The sequence below is a fragment of the Variovorax sp. IB41 genome (assembly GCF_016405905.1).
GTDB lineage: Bacteria > Pseudomonadota > Gammaproteobacteria > Burkholderiales > Burkholderiaceae_C > Variovorax.
Genome location: NZ_JAEFCB010000001.1, coordinates 521,312 through 538,554, shown reverse-complemented (window position 1 = coordinate 538,554; position 17,243 = coordinate 521,312). Strand labels below are relative to the sequence as shown.

General features: G+C 67.0%; 18 protein-coding genes. 13 read left to right on the top strand and 5 right to left on the bottom strand.

Going from position 1 to position 17,243, the window contains the following annotated elements; all coding sequences use genetic code 11:
• Positions 1 to 125: 125 nt before the first annotated feature.
• The gene (locus tag JC881_RS02545) at positions 126 to 683 is read left to right on the top strand and encodes an NADPH-dependent FMN reductase (protein ID WP_198784136.1); all 558 of its coding nucleotides are present in this window, start codon (positions 126 to 128) and stop codon (positions 681 to 683) included.
• Between the two features lie 69 nt (positions 684 to 752).
• Here the strand turns inward: JC881_RS02545 and JC881_RS02540 are convergent, their stop codons facing one another.
• Complete coding sequence (locus tag JC881_RS02540) at positions 753 to 1,400, bottom strand: FMN-dependent NADH-azoreductase (protein WP_198784135.1); 648 nt, start codon at positions 1,398 to 1,400, stop codon at positions 753 to 755.
• Positions 1,401 to 1,530: 130 nt separating this feature from the next.
• Here JC881_RS02540 and JC881_RS02535 point away from each other — a divergent pair, with 130 nt between their 5' ends.
• The 11 genes from JC881_RS02535 (at position 1,531) to JC881_RS02485 (ending at position 12,966) form a co-directional block, all read left to right on the top strand.
• Positions 1,531 to 2,499, top strand: coding sequence for a LysR family transcriptional regulator (locus JC881_RS02535; protein WP_198784134.1), 969 nt, complete (start codon positions 1,531 to 1,533; stop codon positions 2,497 to 2,499).
• Between the two features lie 78 nt (positions 2,500 to 2,577).
• On the top strand, positions 2,578 to 3,219 hold the full coding sequence (locus JC881_RS02530) for a peroxiredoxin (RefSeq protein WP_198784133.1): 642 nt from the start codon (positions 2,578 to 2,580) through the stop codon (positions 3,217 to 3,219).
• A gap of 22 nt (positions 3,220 to 3,241) precedes the next feature.
• Positions 3,242 to 3,817 carry an RBBP9/YdeN family alpha/beta hydrolase gene (locus JC881_RS02525; protein WP_198784132.1) on the top strand — a complete coding sequence of 192 codons (576 nt, stop codon included), beginning with the start codon at positions 3,242 to 3,244 and terminating at the stop codon, positions 3,815 to 3,817.
• Entirely contained in the window at positions 3,814 to 4,830 is a 1,017-nt protein-coding gene (locus JC881_RS02520) for a sulfate ABC transporter substrate-binding protein (protein WP_198784131.1), read from the top strand. Before JC881_RS02525 ends, JC881_RS02520 begins: the two co-directional genes overlap by 4 nt.
• On the top strand, positions 4,831 to 5,718 hold the full coding sequence (gene cysT / locus JC881_RS02515) for a sulfate ABC transporter permease subunit CysT (RefSeq protein ID WP_198784130.1): 888 nt from the start codon (positions 4,831 to 4,833) through the stop codon (positions 5,716 to 5,718).
• A gap of 1 nt (position 5,719) precedes the next feature.
• Positions 5,720 to 6,622 carry a sulfate ABC transporter permease subunit CysW gene (gene cysW / locus JC881_RS02510; protein ID WP_198784129.1) on the top strand — a complete coding sequence of 301 codons (903 nt, stop codon included), beginning with the start codon at positions 5,720 to 5,722 and terminating at the stop codon, positions 6,620 to 6,622.
• Positions 6,623 to 6,637: 15 nt separating this feature from the next.
• Positions 6,638 to 7,735 carry a sulfate/molybdate ABC transporter ATP-binding protein gene (locus JC881_RS02505; protein ID WP_198784128.1) on the top strand — a complete coding sequence of 366 codons (1,098 nt, stop codon included), beginning with the start codon at positions 6,638 to 6,640 and terminating at the stop codon, positions 7,733 to 7,735.
• On the top strand, positions 7,732 to 8,235 hold the full coding sequence (locus JC881_RS02500) for a disulfide bond formation protein B (protein ID WP_198784127.1): 504 nt from the start codon (positions 7,732 to 7,734) through the stop codon (positions 8,233 to 8,235). The genes JC881_RS02505 and JC881_RS02500 overlap by 4 nt, the downstream gene beginning before the upstream one ends.
• A 204-nt stretch (positions 8,236 to 8,439) precedes the next feature.
• Positions 8,440 to 9,603 carry a macrolide transporter subunit MacA gene (gene macA / locus JC881_RS02495; RefSeq protein WP_198784126.1) on the top strand — a complete coding sequence of 388 codons (1,164 nt, stop codon included), beginning with the start codon at positions 8,440 to 8,442 and terminating at the stop codon, positions 9,601 to 9,603.
• Positions 9,600 to 11,582 carry a macrolide ABC transporter ATP-binding protein/permease MacB gene (macB, locus tag JC881_RS02490; RefSeq protein ID WP_198784125.1) on the top strand — a complete coding sequence of 661 codons (1,983 nt, stop codon included), beginning with the start codon at positions 9,600 to 9,602 and terminating at the stop codon, positions 11,580 to 11,582. Before macA ends, macB begins: the two co-directional genes overlap by 4 nt.
• Positions 11,575 to 12,966, top strand: coding sequence for an efflux transporter outer membrane subunit (locus JC881_RS02485; protein WP_332875178.1), 1,392 nt, complete (start codon positions 11,575 to 11,577; stop codon positions 12,964 to 12,966). The genes macB and JC881_RS02485 overlap by 8 nt, the downstream gene beginning before the upstream one ends.
• On the opposite strand, the gene JC881_RS02480 is transcribed toward JC881_RS02485, so the two are convergent.
• The 4 genes from JC881_RS02480 to JC881_RS02465 are packed head-to-tail and all read right to left on the bottom strand — an operon-like array spanning position 12,957 to position 16,367.
• The gene (locus JC881_RS02480; RefSeq protein ID WP_198784123.1) at positions 12,957 to 13,733 is read right to left on the bottom strand and encodes a glycosyltransferase family 2 protein; all 777 of its coding nucleotides are present in this window, start codon (positions 13,731 to 13,733) and stop codon (positions 12,957 to 12,959) included. The genes JC881_RS02485 and JC881_RS02480 overlap by 10 nt on opposite strands.
• Entirely contained in the window at positions 13,700 to 14,497 is a 798-nt protein-coding gene (locus tag JC881_RS02475) for a lysophospholipid acyltransferase family protein (RefSeq protein ID WP_198784122.1), read from the bottom strand. The genes JC881_RS02480 and JC881_RS02475 overlap by 34 nt, the downstream gene beginning before the upstream one ends.
• 44 nt (positions 14,498 to 14,541) lie before the next feature.
• Entirely contained in the window at positions 14,542 to 15,576 is a 1,035-nt protein-coding gene (locus JC881_RS02470) for a chorismate transformation enzyme, FkbO/Hyg5 family (protein ID WP_198784874.1), read from the bottom strand.
• Between the two features lie 2 nt (positions 15,577 to 15,578).
• Positions 15,579 to 16,367: a class I SAM-dependent methyltransferase gene (locus JC881_RS02465; RefSeq protein ID WP_198784121.1), complete on the bottom strand. Its 789-nt coding sequence runs from the start codon at positions 16,365 to 16,367 to the stop codon at positions 15,579 to 15,581.
• Positions 16,368 to 16,484: 117 nt separating this feature from the next.
• Between JC881_RS02465 and JC881_RS02460 the strand changes: the two genes are divergently transcribed.
• Positions 16,485 to 17,210, top strand: a complete 726-nt coding sequence (locus JC881_RS02460; protein WP_198784120.1) for a YebC/PmpR family DNA-binding transcriptional regulator — start codon at positions 16,485 to 16,487, stop codon at positions 17,208 to 17,210.
• Positions 17,211 to 17,243 lie beyond the last annotated feature (33 nt).

Sequence of the window (17,243 nt, the reverse complement as noted above, 5' to 3'; positions counted from 1 at the left end):
CGCGCGACGGCGCAAGAACTTTTCCAGAAAAGGTCATGGGCGATTCGCATAATCGCTTTCGTCTTTCGGACCTTCCCTTCAGACCTCTCCACCAGATTTTTCATCCACACCAAGGAGTTTCACCCATGGCCCAGACCCGGATCGCCGTCGTAGTCGGCAGCCTTCGCAAGGATTCGTTCAACCAGAAGCTCGCGCTTGCGCTGGCCCACCTCGCGCCCGCCGATTTCACCTTTGAGCACGTGCGCATCGACGACCTGCCGCTCTACAACCAGGACGAGGACGGCAACCAGGCACCCGCGGTGAAGCGCCTGAAAAGCGAAATCGCGGCCGCGCAGGGCCTCCTGTTCGTCACGCCCGAATACAACCGCTCGATCCCCGGCGTGCTGAAGAACGCCATCGACCACGCCTCGCGCCCTTACGGCCAGAACGCCTGGGGCGGCAAGCCGGCCGGCGTGGTGGGCATCTCGGTGGGCGCCATCGGCACCGCGCTCGCGCAGCAGCACCTGCGCAACATCCTGGCGTATCTGGACGTGCCCACGATGGGTTCGCCCGAAGTGTTCCTGCAGACCAAGGACGACCTGTTCGACGACAAGGGCCACATCGGCAACGAAGGCTCCAAGAAATTCCTGCAGGGGTGGATGGACAAGTACGTCGCCTGGATCAAGAGCCATTCGGCCGCCTGACAACCGCGGCGATCGATGCGCATGAAAAAAGCCGCCCGATGGGCGGCTTTTTTTTGGCACGGGGCGCGTTCAGGCGACCTGGGCCACGTCCTTCTGGTTCGCGGCTTCAGCCGTCGCCACCAGGATGTCGGAGCGCGCCGCGGTCAGTGCGGCAGCCTTGGGCTCGTCGCCCATCGCCACGCCTTCGGCACGCACGATGCGCACGTCGGTGATGCCGAAGAAGCCGAAGACCACCTTCAGGTAGCTCTCCTGGTGCTCGGCGCCCTGGCCCCAGTCGCTGGTCGAGTAGACGCCGCCGCGGCTGGAAGCCACGATCACCGTCTTGCCGCCGGCCAGGCCCACGGGGCCGGTTTCGGTGTACTTGAACGTGCGGCCGACTTGCCCGAGGCGGTCGATCCAAGCCTTGAGTTGCGTCGGGATCGAGAAGTTGTAGAGCGGGGCGCCGATGACGACCACGTCCGTGGCCAGGAACTGGCTCACCAGCTTTTCAGACAGCGCGTTCTCGCGTTGCTGGGCTTCGGTGGGCTCGGCTTGCGGGCCGGTCTTGATGGCCAGGGCGTCGGCGCTGAAGTGCGCGGGGGCGTCGACGGCGAGGTCGAGGTATTCGACGACGGTGTCGGGGTGCGCGGCCTTCCAGGCGGCCACGGTCTCGGCCGTCAGCAGGCGGGAGGTCGAATAGGCACCGAGGATGCTGGAGTCGATGTGGAGCAGCTTCATGTCAATCACTTTCGTGGAGGGGGTCGGCGCTCAAAGTGGCCGGCGTTGAGAGAATTCTATTTTTGAGTCGAGTGATTGATAAGTAGCCAAAATTTGCATAGATCGTCCTGATTGCGGGACAATCTGAGCCATGCAAGACCTCAACGACATGGTTTTTTTCGCCGAAGTGGCCGAGCGGGGCGGGTTTGCCGCCGCCAGCCGGGCGCTCGGCATTCCCAAGTCGCGCCTCTCGCGCCGGGTGGCGGAACTGGAGGAGCGCCTGGGCGTGCAGCTGATGCAACGCAGCACCCGGCGACTGTCGCTCACGCCGGCCGGCGAAATCTATCTGCGCCACGCCGCCGCCATGCGCGACGCGGCGCAGGCCGCCGCCGAATCGGTGGCGCAGGTGCAGAACGAGCCGAGCGGGCTGGTGCGGCTGAGCTGCCCGATCACGATGGCATACAGCGGGGTGGCCCAGTTGCTGCCGCTCTTCATGGAGCGCTATCCGGCGGTGCGGGTCGACGTGCGGGTCATCAACCGCCCGGTGGACCCGATCGAGGAGGGCTTCGACATCGCGCTGCGCGTGCGGCCGGTTGTGGAGGAGAGCGCCACGCTGGTGGCCAAGGTCCTGGGCACCGGACGCGGGGTGCTGGTGGCCAGTCCGGCGCTGATGCAGCGGCAGGGCCCGGTGCAGACACCGGCCGACCTTGCGCGGCTGGACACCATGGCGATGTCGGTCAACGGCGAGGGCCGCAGCGAATGGCGGCTCTCAGGCCCGAAAGGCAAGGCCTACGTCCACACGCACACACCGCGCTACGTGGCGGACGACATCGCGACGCTGCAGGTGGCCGCGATCGCCGGCATCGGCGCCACGCTGCTGCCCGGTTACATGTGCGCGGACGACATCGAGGCGGGCCGGCTGGAGAAGGTGCTGTGCGACTGGGGACCGGAGGACGCCGTCGCGCACATGGTGTTTCCGCCGCGGCGTGCGCTGGTGCCGGCGGTGCGGCGTCTGATCGATTTCCTGTTCGAGCATTTGCAGGGCATCGAGGGTGCGCCTTTGCTGAGGCCGGACGGCGAGCCCTGCAATTCGCACCCCGTTATGCGAAAAACGCCATAACCAAACAAGTAGATATTCGTTTGTCATCCTTGCCCGGGTTCGCACAATCCGAAGCTCCCATCCATCCCAGGAGCGACCATGGCTACTCTGCGACTCGGCGACACCGCCCCCAATTTCACCCAGGACTCCAGCGAAGGCCCCCTCGACTTCTACCAATGGGCCGGCGATTCGTGGGTCGTGTTCTTCTCGCACCCGGCCGACTTCACGCCCGTGTGCACCACCGAACTGGGCAAGACCGCGGCGCTGTCGGGCGAATTCGCCAAGCGCGGCGTCAAGCCCATCGCGCTGAGCGTCGATCCGGCCACCAAGCACAAGGAATGGATCGGCGACATCAACGAAACGCAGAACACCACCGTGAATTTCCCGATCATCGCGGACGCCGACCGCAAGGTGGCCGACCTGTACGACCTGATCCACCCGAACGCCTCGGCCACGGCCACGGTTCGCAGCGTGTTCATCATCGACCCGAAGAAGGTGGTCCGCACCACCATCACCTACCCGGCATCGACCGGCCGCAACTTCGACGAGATCATCCGCGTGATCGACTCGCTGCAACTCACCGACAGCCACAAGGTGGCCACCCCCGTGAACTGGAAGGACGGCGACGACGTGGTCATCATCCCGAGCATCCAGGACCCGGCGGAGCTGGCCGAGCGCTTCCCCAAGGGCTTCAAGGCCGTGAAGCCTTACCTGCGCATCACGCCGCAGCCCAACAAGTAAGCGGCAGAGGCGGCACTCGCAGATGCAGACGCGCGTCGTCATCGTGCCCGGCTGGCGCGACTCCGGCCCCGGCCACTGGCAGAGCCTGTGGGAAGAGCGCATCCCGGGCGCCGCGCGGGTGGTGCAGGACGACTGGGCTTCGCCCAAGCGCGACGCCTGGGTGCCCGCGCTCGCCAAGCTGGTGATGGAGACCCCCGGCCCGGTGGTGATCGCGGCGCACAGCCTGGGCTGCATCGCCACCGCGCACCTGCCGCCCGAGGCGGCCGCCCGCATCCAGGGCGCGCTGCTGGTGGCCCCGGCCGACCCGGAGCGCCGCGCGGTGCTGTCCGACTTCGCGCCCGTGCCCTATGCCGCGCTGCCGTACCGCAGCATCGTGGTGGCCAGCAGCAACGACCCCTACTGTCCCATCCGGCTCGCGGGTGCATATTCGCGGGCCTGGGGCAGCGAGTTCGTGCGCATGCAGAATGCGGGCCATATCAACATCGATTCGGGGCACGGAGACTGGCCGCTCGGCCTGGCTTTGCTCCAATCCCTGACCGACGAGCCCGCCGCCTGGTCGGCGGGCCGTGATTTTTCAGAAACCTTGGCAACCACATGACTTCCAGAATCAAGACCTTCGTCGCCGTGCTCGCGCTGGCGTCCTCCGCACTCGCCGGCAGCAGCGCTTTTGCGCAGGGCACCACGCTGCTGAACGCGTCTTACGACGTGGCCCGCGAGTTCTACAAGGACTACAACGCAGCGTTCGTGGCGCACTACAAGAAGGCCACCGGCAAGGACGTGAAGATCGACCAGTCGCACGGCGGCTCCAGCGCCCAGGCGCGCTCGGTGGCCGACGGCCTGGATGCCGACGTGGTGACCATGAACACCTCCACCGACATCGACTTCCTGGCCAACACCGGCGTGGTCGCCAAGGACTGGACCAGGAAATTCCCCGAGAACGCATCGCCGACCACCTCGACCATGCTGTTCCTCGTGCGCAACGGCAACCCCAAGGGCATCAAGGACTGGGACGACCTGATCAAGCCCGGCATCCAGGTCGTGATCGTCAACCCCAAGACCGGCGGCAACGGGCGCTACGCCTACCTGGCCGCCTGGGGCTACATCAAGAAGAAGGGCGGCACCGATGCGCAGGCCGCCGAGTTCGTGGGCAAGCTCTTCAAGAACACGCCGGTGCTGGCGCGCGGCGGCCGCGACGCCACCACCGCCTTCCTGCAACGCAACATCGGCGATGCGCTGATCACCTTCGAATCGGAAGTGGTCTCCATCGACCGCGAGTTCGGCACCGGCAAGGTCGACTCGGTGTACCCGTCGATCAGCATCGTGGCCGAGAACCCGGTCGCCGTGGTCGAGCGCACCGTCGCCAAGAAGGGCACCGGCGAGCTCGCCAAGGCCTACCTCGATTGGCTGTATTCCGAAGAAGCACAGGAAATCGCCGCCAAGCACGCGCTGCGCCCGCGTTCGCAGGCCGTGCTCAAGAAGTACGCCGCAACCTTCAAGCCGCTGCAGCTCTTCACGGTGCAGGAACTGTTCGGCAGCCTCGGCGAAGCGCAGAAGGTGCACTTCAACGACGGCGGCCAGTTCGACAAGCTCTATACGCCCGGCGCGAAGTAAATGAGCGGCGCAGTTTCTTCGGCGCTCCCGTCCGCGGGAGCGCCTTTTTCGCGTGCCAACCGGGCAGGCGGCGCCAAGCGCGTGCTGCCCGGTTTCCACATCACGCTCGGCTTCTCGATTCTTTATCTCAGCCTGATCGTGCTGATCCCGCTGTCGGCGCTGGTCTTTCGGACCTTCACGCTGACCTGGGACCAGTTCTGGGTGGCCGTGACCGCGCCGCGCGTGATGGCGTCCTACCGCCTCACCTTCGGCGCCTCGCTGATCGCCGCGCTCGTGAACGCGGTGTTCGGGCTGCTGGTGGCCTGGGTGCTGGTGCGCTACAAGTTTCCGGGCAAGCGCATCGTCGATGCGCTGGTCGATTTGCCATTCGCATTGCCCACGGCCGTGGCCGGCATCTCGCTCACGGCGCTGCTCGCGGGCAACGGCTGGATCGGGCAACTGCTCGAGCCGCACGGCATCAAACTGGCGTTCACGCCGGCGGGCATCGTGATCGCGCTGATCTTCATCGGGCTGCCGTTCGTGGTGCGCACGGTGCAGCCCGTGCTCGAAGATGCCGAGAAAGAACTCGAAGAAGCCGCCACCTCGCTCGGCGCGACGCGCTTTCAGACCTTCACCAAGGTGATCTTTCCGTCGATCGCGCCGGCGCTGCTCACCGGCTTTGCCATGGCCTTCGCGCGCGCCATCGGCGAATACGGCTCGGTGATCTTCATCGCCGGCAACATGCCGATGATTTCGGAGATCACGCCGCTCATCATCATCGGCAAGCTGGAGCAGTACGACTACGCGGGCGCCACCGCGGTCGCGCTGGTGATGTTGGTCATTTCGTTCCTGCTGTTGCTGGTCATCAACGGCCTGCAGGCCTGGCAACGCAAGCGCGGAGGGGCATGACATGAGCGCACCTTCCAAAATCATCCGCCGCGCGCAGGCCGGTACCACCGAGGCGGCCTGGGTCCGCTGGACGCTGATCGGCATTGCGCTCGCGTTCATGTTCCTGTTCCTCGTGCTGCCGCTGGCGGCCGTGGCGACCGAGGCGCTGCGCAAGGGCGTCTCGGCGTACCTGGAGGCGCTGAAGGAGCCCGACGCGTGGAGCGCGATCCGCCTCACGCTGATCACGGCGGCCATCACCGTGCCGCTGAATCTCGTGTTCGGCGTGGCCGCGGCCTGGGCCATCGCCAAGTTCGAGTTCCGCGGCAAGGCCTTTCTCACCACGCTGATCGACCTGCCGTTCGCGGTGTCGCCGGTGGTGGCGGGCCTGATCTACGTGCTGGTGTTCGGCGCGCAGGGCTGGATCGGCCCGTGGCTGGCCGAGCACGACATCAAGATCATCTTCGCCGTGCCCGGCATCGTGCTGGCGACGGTGTTCGTGACCTTCCCCTTCATCGCGCGCGAGCTGATCCCGCTGATGCAGGCGCAGGGCACCGACGAGGAGCAGGCGGCCATCGTGCTCGGCGCGACCGGCTGGCAGACCTTCTGGCGCGTGACGCTGCCCAACATCAAGTGGGGCCTCCTGTACGGCGTGATCCTCTGCAACGCGCGCGCCATGGGCGAGTTCGGCGCGGTGTCGGTGGTGTCGGGCCACATCCGCGGCCAGACCAACACCATGCCGCTGCACGTGGAAGTGCTCTACAACGAATACCAGTCGGTGGCCGCGTTCGCCGTGGCCTCGCTGCTGGCGATCCTGGCGCTGGTCACGCTGGTGATCAAGTCGGTGATCGAGTGGCGCCACGAGCGCGAGATGAAGGCCATTGCAGAACTGCCCCCGGAGCGTCCGCCCGAAACGACGGCGGCCTGAGAGAGAAAAGAAATCATGAGCATCGAAATCCGCAACATCAGCAAGCAGTTCGGCGACTTCCGCGCGCTGCGCGACGTGAACCTCGACGTGCAGTCGGGCGAACTCGTCGCGCTGCTCGGCCCCTCGGGCTGCGGCAAGACCACGCTGCTGCGCATCATCGCGGGGCTGGAGACGGCCGACACCGGCAGCATTCTTTTCTCGGGCGAGGACACCACCGACGTGCATGTGCGCGAGCGCCAGGTGGGCTTCGTGTTCCAGCACTACGCGCTGTTCCGCCACATGACCGTGTTCGAGAACGTCGCCTTCGGCCTGCGCGTGAAGCCGCGCAAGGAACGCCCGAGCGACGCGCAGATCAAGGCCAAGGTGACCGACCTGCTCAAGCTCGTGCAGCTCGATTGGCTAGCCGACCGCTATCCGTCGCAGCTCTCGGGCGGCCAGCGCCAGCGCATTGCGCTCGCTCGCGCGCTCGCGGTGGAGCCCAAGGTGCTGCTGCTCGACGAGCCCTTCGGCGCGCTCGACGCCAAGGTGCGCAAGGAACTGCGCCGCTGGCTGCGGCGCCTGCACGACGAACTGCACGTCACCTCGATCTTCGTCACGCACGACCAGGAAGAGGCGCTGGAGGTGGCCGACCGCGTGGTGGTCATCAACAAGGGGCAGATCGAGCAGGTCGGCTCGCCGCAGGACGTGTGGGACAAGCCCGCGAGTCCTTTCGTCTACGGATTCCTGGGCGACGTGAACCTCTTTCACGGCCGCGCCGACAACGGGCAGGTGCAGCTCGACGGCATGCGCCTGGATTCCCCCGAGCACAGCGGCGCGCGCGACGCCAAGGCCATGGCCTATGTGCGTCCGCATGACCTGGATGTGACACGCTACGTGCCGGGCGCCACCGGCATCGTCGCCACCCTGTCGCGCGCGATCGTGGTCGGCCCGATCGCGCGGCTGGAACTTGAGCCCACCGAATCGAATCCAGATAATCCGGGCTCCGGAACCATCATCGAGGCGCAACTCCCTGCGCAACAGTTCCGTGACCTGGGCTTGAAGGAGGGCGATACCGTCGTCGCCAATCCGCGCAAGGCCAGGGTGTTCGTAGAAGAAGATTGGGTGTCTCCTTGATCGATTGGTACTTCGGCGCGCCGCGCCGCGCGCTCGGGCTGATCTGCCTGGCCTGTGTCCTCATGCTGGCCTTCGGGCTGTATCTGCAGCACGTGGTGGGGCTCGAACCCTGTCCGATGTGCATCGTGCAGCGGTATGCGCTGGTGCTGGTGGCCCTCTTCACCGGGCTGGCGGCCATCTTCCGCAACCGCGCGCTGCAGGTGACCGGCGGGGTGCTGGCGCTGGTGTCGGCGGTGGGCGGCGCCTACACGGCGGCCTCGCAGAGCTGGCTCCAGTGGTATCCGCCTGAAGTCGTCTCGTGCGGGCGCGACCTCTACGGGATGATCGAAACCTTTCCGCTCAAGCGCGCGCTGCCATTGATCTTCCGCGGCGGCGGCGACTGCTCCAAGGTCGACTGGACGCTGTTTGGGCTGACGCTGGCGAACTGGTCGTTCATCGCGTTCGTGGTGCTCTCGCTGATGCTGATCACCTTGCTCCTGCGCCGCCGCACCGTGCGCTGAGTTCTTTCTTCGCATCCCAAAAAACGGCGTGGCTCGCCGGCCCTGGAAGGGGCGGCGGGCCACGCCGTTTTTTCATGCGCGCCGGCGACAACAATGGCACGAAGTAGCCCTTCGAGGGAACTCCCTCTTTAGCAGGCCTTCAGAAAGCGGGGCTAGGATCGATCCGATCCCCTCCCGCCGCGTGTTTCACTTTCACCTCATTGCATGCCAAACAACCCACCACGGCGATCGCGCAAAGTCCTTCTCGGTGTTGCAGCGCTCGTCGTCCTGGCCGTCATCGCTTTCTTCTGGCTGAGCCCGGCCAAGAAAACCGAATACCTCACCGCCACCGTGCAGCGCACCGACCTCGAAAACGCGGTGCTCGCCACCGGCGTGCTGCAGGCGCTCAAGCAGGTGGAGGTGGGCGCGCAGGTCAGCGGCCAGCTCAAGTCGCTGAAAGTGGTGCTGGGGCAGACCGTGAAGAAGGGCGACTGGCTCGCCGAGATCGACCCCATCATTTCGCAGAACACGCTCGCGCAGGAGCAGGCCAAGCTGGAGAACCTGCAGGCCCAGAAGCTCGCCAAGGAAGTGCGCGTCAAGCAGGCCGAGCTCACCTGGGCCCGGCAGCGCGAAATGCTCGCGCAGGACGCCGCGCCGCGCCAGGACATGGAAAGCGCCGACACCGAGCTGCGCGCGCTGCGTGCCGACGGCGTCTCACTGGAAGCGCAGATCCGCCAGCAGCGGCTGGCCCTGGCCTCGGCGCAGACCAACCTCTCGTACACCCGCATCGTCGCGCCCATCGACGGCGACGTGGTCTCCATCAGCACGCTTGAAGGCCAGACCGTGGTGGCCGCCTTCCAGGTGCCCACGTTGATGAAGCTGGCCGACCTCTCGACCATGACCGTGAAGGCGCAGGTGTCCGAAGCCGACGTGGTGCGCGTGAAGGCGGGGCTGCCGGTGTACTTCACCATCCTCGGCGACCCTGACAAGCGCTACCACGGCACGCTGCGCGCGGTGCAGCCCTCGCCCGAGAAGATCAACAACGCGGTGTTCTTCAATGCGCTGTTCGATGTGCCCAACCCCGACCGCACGCTGCGCGTGGACATGACCGCGCAAGTGGCCATCCTGCTGGGCGAGGCGAAACACGCGCTCACGGTGCCGCTCACCGCGCTGGGCGCGCGCGACAAGGACGGCCGCCAGGAGGTGCGCGTGCTCAAGCCCGACCAGAGCGTGGAAAAGCGCCAGGTGCGCGTGGGCATCAGCAACAACTTCCAGGCACAGGTGCTCGAGGGGCTGAAAGAGGGCGACACCGTCATCACCGGCGATGCCTCGGCGCTCGACCCGGCCAGCAGCGGCGAAGGCGGCGGCAACAGAGGAAAGCGCCAGTGACCGAGCCGCTGCTGAAGCTGCGAGGCATCGGCCGCAGCTTTCCCTCGGGCGACGAGGAAGTGCAGGTGCTCAAGGACATCGACCTGGACATCGGCAACGGCGAAATGCTGGCCATCGTCGGCGCCTCGGGCTCGGGCAAGTCGACGCTGATGAACATCCTCGGCTGCCTGGACCGGCCGAGCAGCGGCACCTACACCGTCTCGGGCCAGGACGTGGGCACGCTCGACAGCGACGCGCTCGCCCAGCTGCGCCGCGAGCACTTCGGCTTCATCTTTCAGCGCTACCACCTGATGCAGCACCTGACGGCCACGGGCAACGTCGAGGTGCCCGCCGTCTATGCCGGCACCGAGGGCGCCGCGCGCGATGCGCGGGCGCGGCAGCTGCTCGCGCGCCTGGGCCTGGAAGACCGCACCGAGCACCGGCCGAGCCAGCTCTCGGGCGGCCAGCAGCAGCGCGTGAGCATCGCGCGCGCGCTGATGAATGGCGGCCAGGTGATCCTGGCCGACGAGCCGACCGGCGCGCTCGACAGCAAGAGCGGGCAGGAGGTCATCGGCATCCTGCGCGAACTGCATGCGCAGGGCCACACGATCATCATCGTGACGCACGACATGCAGGTGGCCAGCTGCACCGAACGCATCATCGAGATCGCCGACGGTGTGATCGTGGGCGACCGCCCGAACGTGCCGACCGTCGCGGCGCCTGCGCAGGCGGTCGGCGCCGATGCATCGGGCCCCCCTGCGATGACGAAGCCCAAGCTCGGCATCGCACGCTTCAGCACCGGCTGGGCCCGCTTCGCCGAGGCCTTCCGCATGGCCTGGCGCTCGATGATGGCGCACCGCATGCGCACGGCGCTCACCATGCTGGGCATCGTCATCGGCATCACCTCGGTGGTGTCGATCGTGGCCATCGGGGAGGGCGCCAAGCGCTTCGTGCTCTCGGACATCCGCGCCATCGGCACCAACACGCTGGACGTGTACCCGGGCCGCGACTTCGGCGACGACAAGGCCGCAAGCATTCGCACGCTGACGCCGCCCGACCTGCAGGCCATCGCCGCGCAGCCCTATGTGCACAGCGTGACGCCCGCCACGATGCGGAGCCTCCGCTTGCGCTACCGCAGCGCCGACATCAACGGCAACGTGAACGGCGTGAGCGATGCGTTCTTTCGCGTGCGCGACATGCACATGGCCAGCGGCGCGGCGTTCACCGCCGAGGACGTGCGGCATCAGTCGCAGGTGGTGGTGATCGACCAGAACACGCGGCGCAAGCTCTTTGCCGACGGCGCCGAGCCGGTCGGCAAGGTCATCCTGGTGGGCAACCTGCCGTGCACGGTGATCGGCGTGGCGCAGGAGAAGAAAAGCGTGTTCGGCGAGAACAAGTCGCTCAACATCTGGCTGCCCTACAGCACTGGCGCGAGCCGCCTCTTCGGGCAGCAGCACTTCGACGGCATCACCGTGCGCATCCGCGACGACCAGCCGACCAAGGCGGCCGAGGACAGCATCGTGCGGCTGCTCACGCTGCGCCATGGCGTGAAGGATTTCTTCACCTTCAACATGGACAGCATCGTGAAGACGGCCGAGCGCACGAGCCAGTCGCTCACGCTGCTGCTGTCGCTGATCGCGGTGATCTCGCTGGTGGTGGGCGGCATCGGCGTGATGAACATCATGCTGGTGTCGGTGACCGAGCGCACCCGCGAGATCGGCATCCGCATGGCCGTGGGCGCGCGGCAGAGCGACGTGCTGCAGCAGTTCCTGACCGAGGCGGTGCTGGTGTGCCTCGTGGGTGGGTTGATCGGCGTGCTGCTGTCGTATGGCATCAGCTTTCTGTTTTCGCTCTTCGTGACGCAATGGCAAATGATCTTTTCGATGGGGGCCGTGGTGTCGGCATTTCTGTGTGCGTCGCTGATCGGCGTGCTCTTCGGCTATTTGCCGGCGCGCAATGCGGCGCGGCTCGATCCGATCGAGGCGTTGGCCCGTGAGTAGCGCTCGCTTTGCCCTGGGTTCGCTCGCCGTGGCGTTGGCGCTGGGCGGCTGCACGCTGTTCCAGCCCGAGCGGCGCGAGCAGCGGCCGTTGGCGGTGCCAGCGGTGTGGCAGCAGCCGCAGCCCGGCACGCCGAGCGCGGCCGCGGCGTTTCCGGCGCGCTGGTGGGGCGCCTTCAACGATCCGCAGCTCGATGCGCTGATCGACGACGCGATGCGCACCAACAACGACCTCGCCGCCGCCGGCATCCGCGTGCAGCGCGCGCAATTGCAGACGGGGCTCGCGAACACCAACCTCACGCCGAGCGTGGTGGGGCAGGCCAGCACGGCGCGCAGCTACGACCTGAAGCGCGGCGGCGTGGCCGGGTCGAGTTCGACATCGCTCGTCACGCTGAGCTATGAGCTCGACCTTTGGGGGCGGCTTGCGGCGCAGCGCAGCGCGGCCGACTGGGAGCTGAAAGCCACCGAGTCGGACCGGCAGGCCACCGCGCTCTCGCTGGTGGGCACGACCGCGGGGCTCTACTGGCAAGTGGGCTACCTCAACCAGCGGATTGCGTTGAGCGAAGCGGGCATGGAGGACGCGCGGCGCATCCTCGCGCTGGTGCGCGCCAAGTACGCCGCAGGTGCGGTGTCGGGACTCGACGTTGCGCAAGCCGGGCAGAACCTCGCGAGCCAGGAAGCGGCGCACACGCAGCTGCTGCAGCAGCGCGTCGAGGCGCGTAATGCGTTGGCGATCCTGTTCGACCGTCCACCGGAGACCGCGGCGCAGGAGCCGTCGCAACTCCCGAACATCGACCTGCCAGTGATCGACGCCGGCCTGCCCGCCAGCCTGCTCGGCCGCCGGCCCGATCTGCGCGCCGCGGAGCAACGCCTGCGCGGATCGCTGGCAAACGTCGATGCGACGCGCACCAGCTTCTATCCGGCGCTGAGCCTCACCGGTTCACTGGGCACGACGAGCACTGCACTGGGCGAATTGTTGAAGAACCCCGTCGCCACGCTCGGCGCGGGGCTGGCGCTGCCTTTCCTGCAATGGAACACCGCGCGGCTGACCGTGGCCGTCTCGCAGACGCAGTACGAAGAGGCGGTGCTCAGCTTCCGCCAATCGCTCTATACGGCGCTGTCGGAAGTGGAGAACACCTTGTCGTCGCGCACCCAGTTGCGCGACGAAAGTGAGAAACTGGTGGTGGCGCTGCAGCAGGCGCAGCGCGCGGAGACCTTGTCCGAAGTGCGCTACCGCGCCGGCGCGACCGCGTTGCAACCGGTGCTCGACGCGAAAGACAGGCGCCGGTCGGCAGAGGTGTCGCTGGCCCTGAATCGGCTGAACCAGCTCAACGCGACGATGACGCTCTACAAGGCGCTGGGCGGCGCGGCAACCGATCAGTCCTGAAAAGGCGGCGCCCCGCGCAGCTTGCGAAAAATCAACGCGGGCAGCCGCAAGACAAACTCGACCATCAGCCGCGCGTGCATCCACGTCAGCAGCACGTTGTCGCGCCCATAGCGGAAGTGCGAAACCCCGCCTTCTTCGGCCGTGAGGTACTTCACCGGCGCATCGATGTTCACGGGCTTCACGCCGCGCCACGCGAGGCGCACGACCGCTTCGGTATCGAAGTCGAAGCGGCGCATCCATGGCTGCCGCGCCATCACGGCAATCAGGTCGGTGATGGGGTACACGCGAAAGCCGTAGAGCGAATCGCCGATGCCCGCGAAGAGCGTTTCCAGTTGCGTCCACCCGTTCGACACGCGCCGCCCGCGCACACGCAACAGCGGTGCGCTGGCATCGAACACGGGGCGCCCGAGCACCATCGTCTCGGGCCGGGCGAGCGAGGCCTGCATGAAGGAGGGGATCAGGTCGGTGGGATGCTGCCCGTCGGAATCCATCGTCAGCGCATGCGTGAACCCGGCGTCCTTCGCCATGCGCAGCCCGTGCAGCACGGCGGCCCCTTTGCCCTGGTTCTGGGGCAGCACCCACACGCGCAGGCCCGGATCGCTGGCCGCCATCTGCTGCAGGCGCTCGCCCGTGCCGTCGTCGCTGCCGTCGACCACCACCCACACCGGGTTCCATTGGGCGCGCGCGCCCTGGACCGTGGAGAACAGGCGTTCGCCCGCGTTGTAGCTGGGGATCAGGACAAGGTGGGTGCGCGAGGCGTCTGGCATTCGGGGGACGCGTCGGTGGCGCGCTGCTCCATGTTTTGGCGAAAGTATTGTTCGAGGTCGGCCTGCAGGATGTCGCTGTCCGGCGTCGGCGAGAAGCGCTGGCCCAGCCGCAGGGTGAAGACGATCGGCAGCGGCGGCACGCGCCACAGCGGCCAGCCCTTGCTCAGATACGGCGAATCGGTGTCGATGAACACCGTCTGGATCGGCGCCTGCGCAAGCTTGGCGATCAGCGTCACGCCCGGGCGAAATGCGTTCAGAGGCGGCGTCACGGTGCGCGTGCCTTCGGGAAAGATCACCAGTTGGCCGCCGCTGCGCAGGTCGTTCACTGCCAGCCGCACCATCGTGCGCGCCGATTCGTTGCTGATGTAGCGCGCCAGGCGCGCGCCCGCGCCCAGGAAGATGTTGCGCAGCAGGTCCGCCTTCATGATGCAGGCGCTGCGCGGCAGCCGCGCCACCAGCAAGAGCGCATCGAGCATCGTCGGGTGGTTGGCCACGAAGATCACGCCGGGCTCGTCGCGCATCGGGTCCAGGCACGTGGCGTCGATGCGCATCATGCCGGTCACCGAGGCGAGCCACCAGAACATGCGGTAGGCGAAGGCGATCGTCATGCGCCCCAGGGTGCGCGCGGGTCCCATCGGCATCACCGGGTAGAGCAGCATCGCGACGAAATTCCAGACCAGCGAAATGAGGCCGAGGAACAGCAAGAGCGCGTAGAGCATCAGCGCGAGCGGGATCGCCCAGAGAGTGCGCAGCACGCGGGTCATCATGGAGGAAGGAATGGTCGGGCCTCGATCGGTCGAGCGGCGGCTCAGGGCCGCAGTCCACCGGCCGCGACCGTGTGCGCCTCGATCTCGACCAGCAGGTCGCTGCGGCAGATGTCGGCTTCCAGGTACACCGCATGGCGCGCCATCGGGGCGTCGGCGCCCAGTGCGTCCTCGATCACGCCGCGCACCGCCTCGGTGTCCGACGGGTGCCGCACATAGACCACGCAATCGAGCTCGGCGAGCGAAAAGGTCGCGGTGGCGCGCTCGTTGGCGGCGGTGATGACCGCGCCCAGGTTGCGCAGCGTCTCGCGCGTCTGCTCCTGCACGTCGCCGTGGTGCTGCGTCTCGTGCCCGACGATGCTCGCGGTGCCGGAGATGAAGAGCGCGATGTTGCCGTCGCCGATGTCCGAGAGCGCCGCGCGGGAGAAGGTCGGCGAGCGGGGGCCATAGGTTTCGGGATAGCGGTAGGCCGAGACCTGCCGAGGGTTCTCGACCGGCAGCGGCGCCACCTGGCCCGCGAGGAAGCGGATCGACAGCATGCCCTGGTGGATGCCCAGCGCGCACGCCGCGGGCGCGCCCTCGAAGGCGGCGCGGCCGGCTTCGAAGAAGGCCTCCTGCCGGCCGAGGTTGAACTGGCGGTAGCGCTCCAGGCCGCCGCCATCGGCGTTGATCTGCGGCAGGTAGTTCCAGATGCGCTGCAGGTGGGGCGTTCCGGCCTGCGCGAGCGTCTTGAAGAGATCACGGTAGGCGCGGTGCGCGAGCTCGGCCAGGCCCTGCTTCTCGGCGGTTTCGTCCAGGTCGATGGCGCCCAGGAGCCACTGCCCGTCGGTGCGCCAGCGCGCGATGCCGGTGGTGCCCGACTCGATGTGTGCGCCCGTCACATGCCACACGTCGGCCATGGCGCCGTGCGACGACAGCACGCGCGCATTGACTGTCGGCATCCATGCCACGCTGTGCGGCGTGCCGTAGCCGAGAGCGGCGAAGGGCGCCTTTCCGTTCGTGGCCAGCGCCAGGCTGTCGGCCAGCGAAAGGCGTTCGACGCGCAGGTGGGAAGAAAAGGTGTCGTCCTGAACTCGCACTGTCAAGCGGCCTTAGCGATCTGTTCTGGTTTGCGGGCGGTGTAGGAAGAAAAGACACCCAGGCTCGGGTAGCGGCGCACGTCGGTGAAGCCCGCATCGCCCAGCGCCTGCATCACCCGCTCGGGCGGAATGCAGGCCTCGATGGTGTCCCAGTAATAACGCCACAGCTCGGAGGTGTTGCGCTGGCGCCCGACCATGCGGGCGATCAGCGGCACCACGGCGCGCATGTAGCCCTTGAGCAGCGCCGTCGCGATGCGGCCTTCGGGCTTGGTGATTTCGAGCACGATCACGCGGCCGCCCGGACGCAGTACGCGATGGAACTCGCTGAAGGCGGCGGCCACGTCGCTGATGTGGCGCATCGCATAGCCCATGCTCACGAAATCGCAGCTGGCGTCGGGGCGGGGAAGCGCCTCGGCCACGCCCGTGAGCAGTTCGACGCCGGGCAGCTTGACCTGTTCCATCATGCCGGCGCTGGGATCGACGCCGGTGAGCTTGCCCGTGGGGCCGATGATCTTGAGCGCTTCGCGCGCCACGAGGCCGGTGCCGATGCCCACGTCCAGCACCTGTGCGCCCGCGGCGAGGCCGGCTTGCTGCAGTGCAGCGCGGCGGTACGAGGGGCCGGTGCCGAAGGCCAGCACGGCCTCGATGCGGTCGTAGTCCGCCGCGGTGCTGTCGAAGATGCGGCGAAGAAAGGCTTGGTGCTCTGCCTCGTTCTTGTAATAAAGCGGAAGGGGCGCGTGAGGCGCGAGGGTGTCGGGATTCCCGGTTCCGACGGTAGGCGATGGCGTCATCGAAAGATTATCGCCAAAAGCCCCGGCCCGAATTCGGGGCCGCCGGCGGGCGTTGTGTGCGCCGGACAGTAAACTCGCAGCTTGCTTTGAAAACACAAGACAGCGAGATAGAAAGCCATGGCCGGACACAGCAAATGGGCAAACATCCAGCACCGCAAGGGCCGCCAGGACGAGAAGCGCGGCAAGCTCTGGACCCGCGCCATCCGTGAAATCACCGTGGCCGCGCGCGCCGGCGGCGGCGACCTGAGCGCCAACCCGCGGCTGCGGCTGGCGGTCGAAAAAGCCAAGGCGGTCAACCTGCCGATCGACACGGTCAAGCGCAACATCGACAAGGCCACGGGCAACCTCGAAGGCGTTAACTACGAGGAAATTCGTTACGAGGGGTACGGTATCGGCGGCGCCGCGATCATCGTGGACACCATGACCGACAACCGCGTGCGCACCGTGGCCGAAGTGCGCCACGCCTTCTCCAAGCACGGCGGCAACATGGGCACCGAAGGCTCGGTGGCCTTCCAGTTCAAGCACTGCGGCCAGATCATCTTCGCCCCCGGCACCGATGAAGACAAGGTGATGGAAGTGGCGCTCGAAGCGGGCGCCGAAGATGTCGTCACCGACGACGACGGCGCCATCGAAGTGATCACCGCCGCCCTCGAATTCGAAGCCGTCAAGAACGCGCTCGAAGCCGCGGGCCTGAAGCCCGAAGTGGCCGAAGTCACCATGCGCGCCGAGAACACGGTGGACGTGACTGGCGAAGACGCCGCGAAGATGCAGAAGCTGCTCGACGTGCTCGAGGACCTTGACGACGTGCAGGCGGTCTTCCACAACGCACTGCTCGCCGAATAGCGAATGAATGAACATTGATCCACAGCGAATGAA

Coding starts and splice junctions, on each gene's coding strand:
- JC881_RS02545 (WP_198784136.1), top strand. CDS start 126: ATGGCCCAGACCCGGATCGCCGTCGTAGTCGGCAGCCTTCGCAAGGAT.
- JC881_RS02540 (WP_198784135.1), bottom strand. CDS start 1,400: ATGAAGCTGCTCCACATCGACTCCAGCATCCTCGGTGCCTATTCGACC.
- JC881_RS02535 (WP_198784134.1), top strand. CDS start 1,531: ATGCAAGACCTCAACGACATGGTTTTTTTCGCCGAAGTGGCCGAGCGG.
- JC881_RS02530 (WP_198784133.1), top strand. CDS start 2,578: ATGGCTACTCTGCGACTCGGCGACACCGCCCCCAATTTCACCCAGGAC.
- JC881_RS02525 (WP_198784132.1), top strand. CDS start 3,242: ATGCAGACGCGCGTCGTCATCGTGCCCGGCTGGCGCGACTCCGGCCCC.
- JC881_RS02520 (WP_198784131.1), top strand. CDS start 3,814: ATGACTTCCAGAATCAAGACCTTCGTCGCCGTGCTCGCGCTGGCGTCC.
- cysT (WP_198784130.1), top strand. CDS start 4,831: ATGAGCGGCGCAGTTTCTTCGGCGCTCCCGTCCGCGGGAGCGCCTTTT.
- cysW (WP_198784129.1), top strand. CDS start 5,720: ATGAGCGCACCTTCCAAAATCATCCGCCGCGCGCAGGCCGGTACCACC.
- JC881_RS02505 (WP_198784128.1), top strand. CDS start 6,638: ATGAGCATCGAAATCCGCAACATCAGCAAGCAGTTCGGCGACTTCCGC.
- macA (WP_198784126.1), top strand. CDS start 8,440: ATGCCAAACAACCCACCACGGCGATCGCGCAAAGTCCTTCTCGGTGTT.
- JC881_RS02480 (WP_198784123.1), bottom strand. CDS start 13,733: ATGCCAGACGCCTCGCGCACCCACCTTGTCCTGATCCCCAGCTACAAC.
- JC881_RS02475 (WP_198784122.1), bottom strand. CDS start 14,497: ATGACCCGCGTGCTGCGCACTCTCTGGGCGATCCCGCTCGCGCTGATG.
- JC881_RS02465 (WP_198784121.1), bottom strand. CDS start 16,367: ATGACGCCATCGCCTACCGTCGGAACCGGGAATCCCGACACCCTCGCG.
- JC881_RS02460 (WP_198784120.1), top strand. CDS start 16,485: ATGGCCGGACACAGCAAATGGGCAAACATCCAGCACCGCAAGGGCCGC.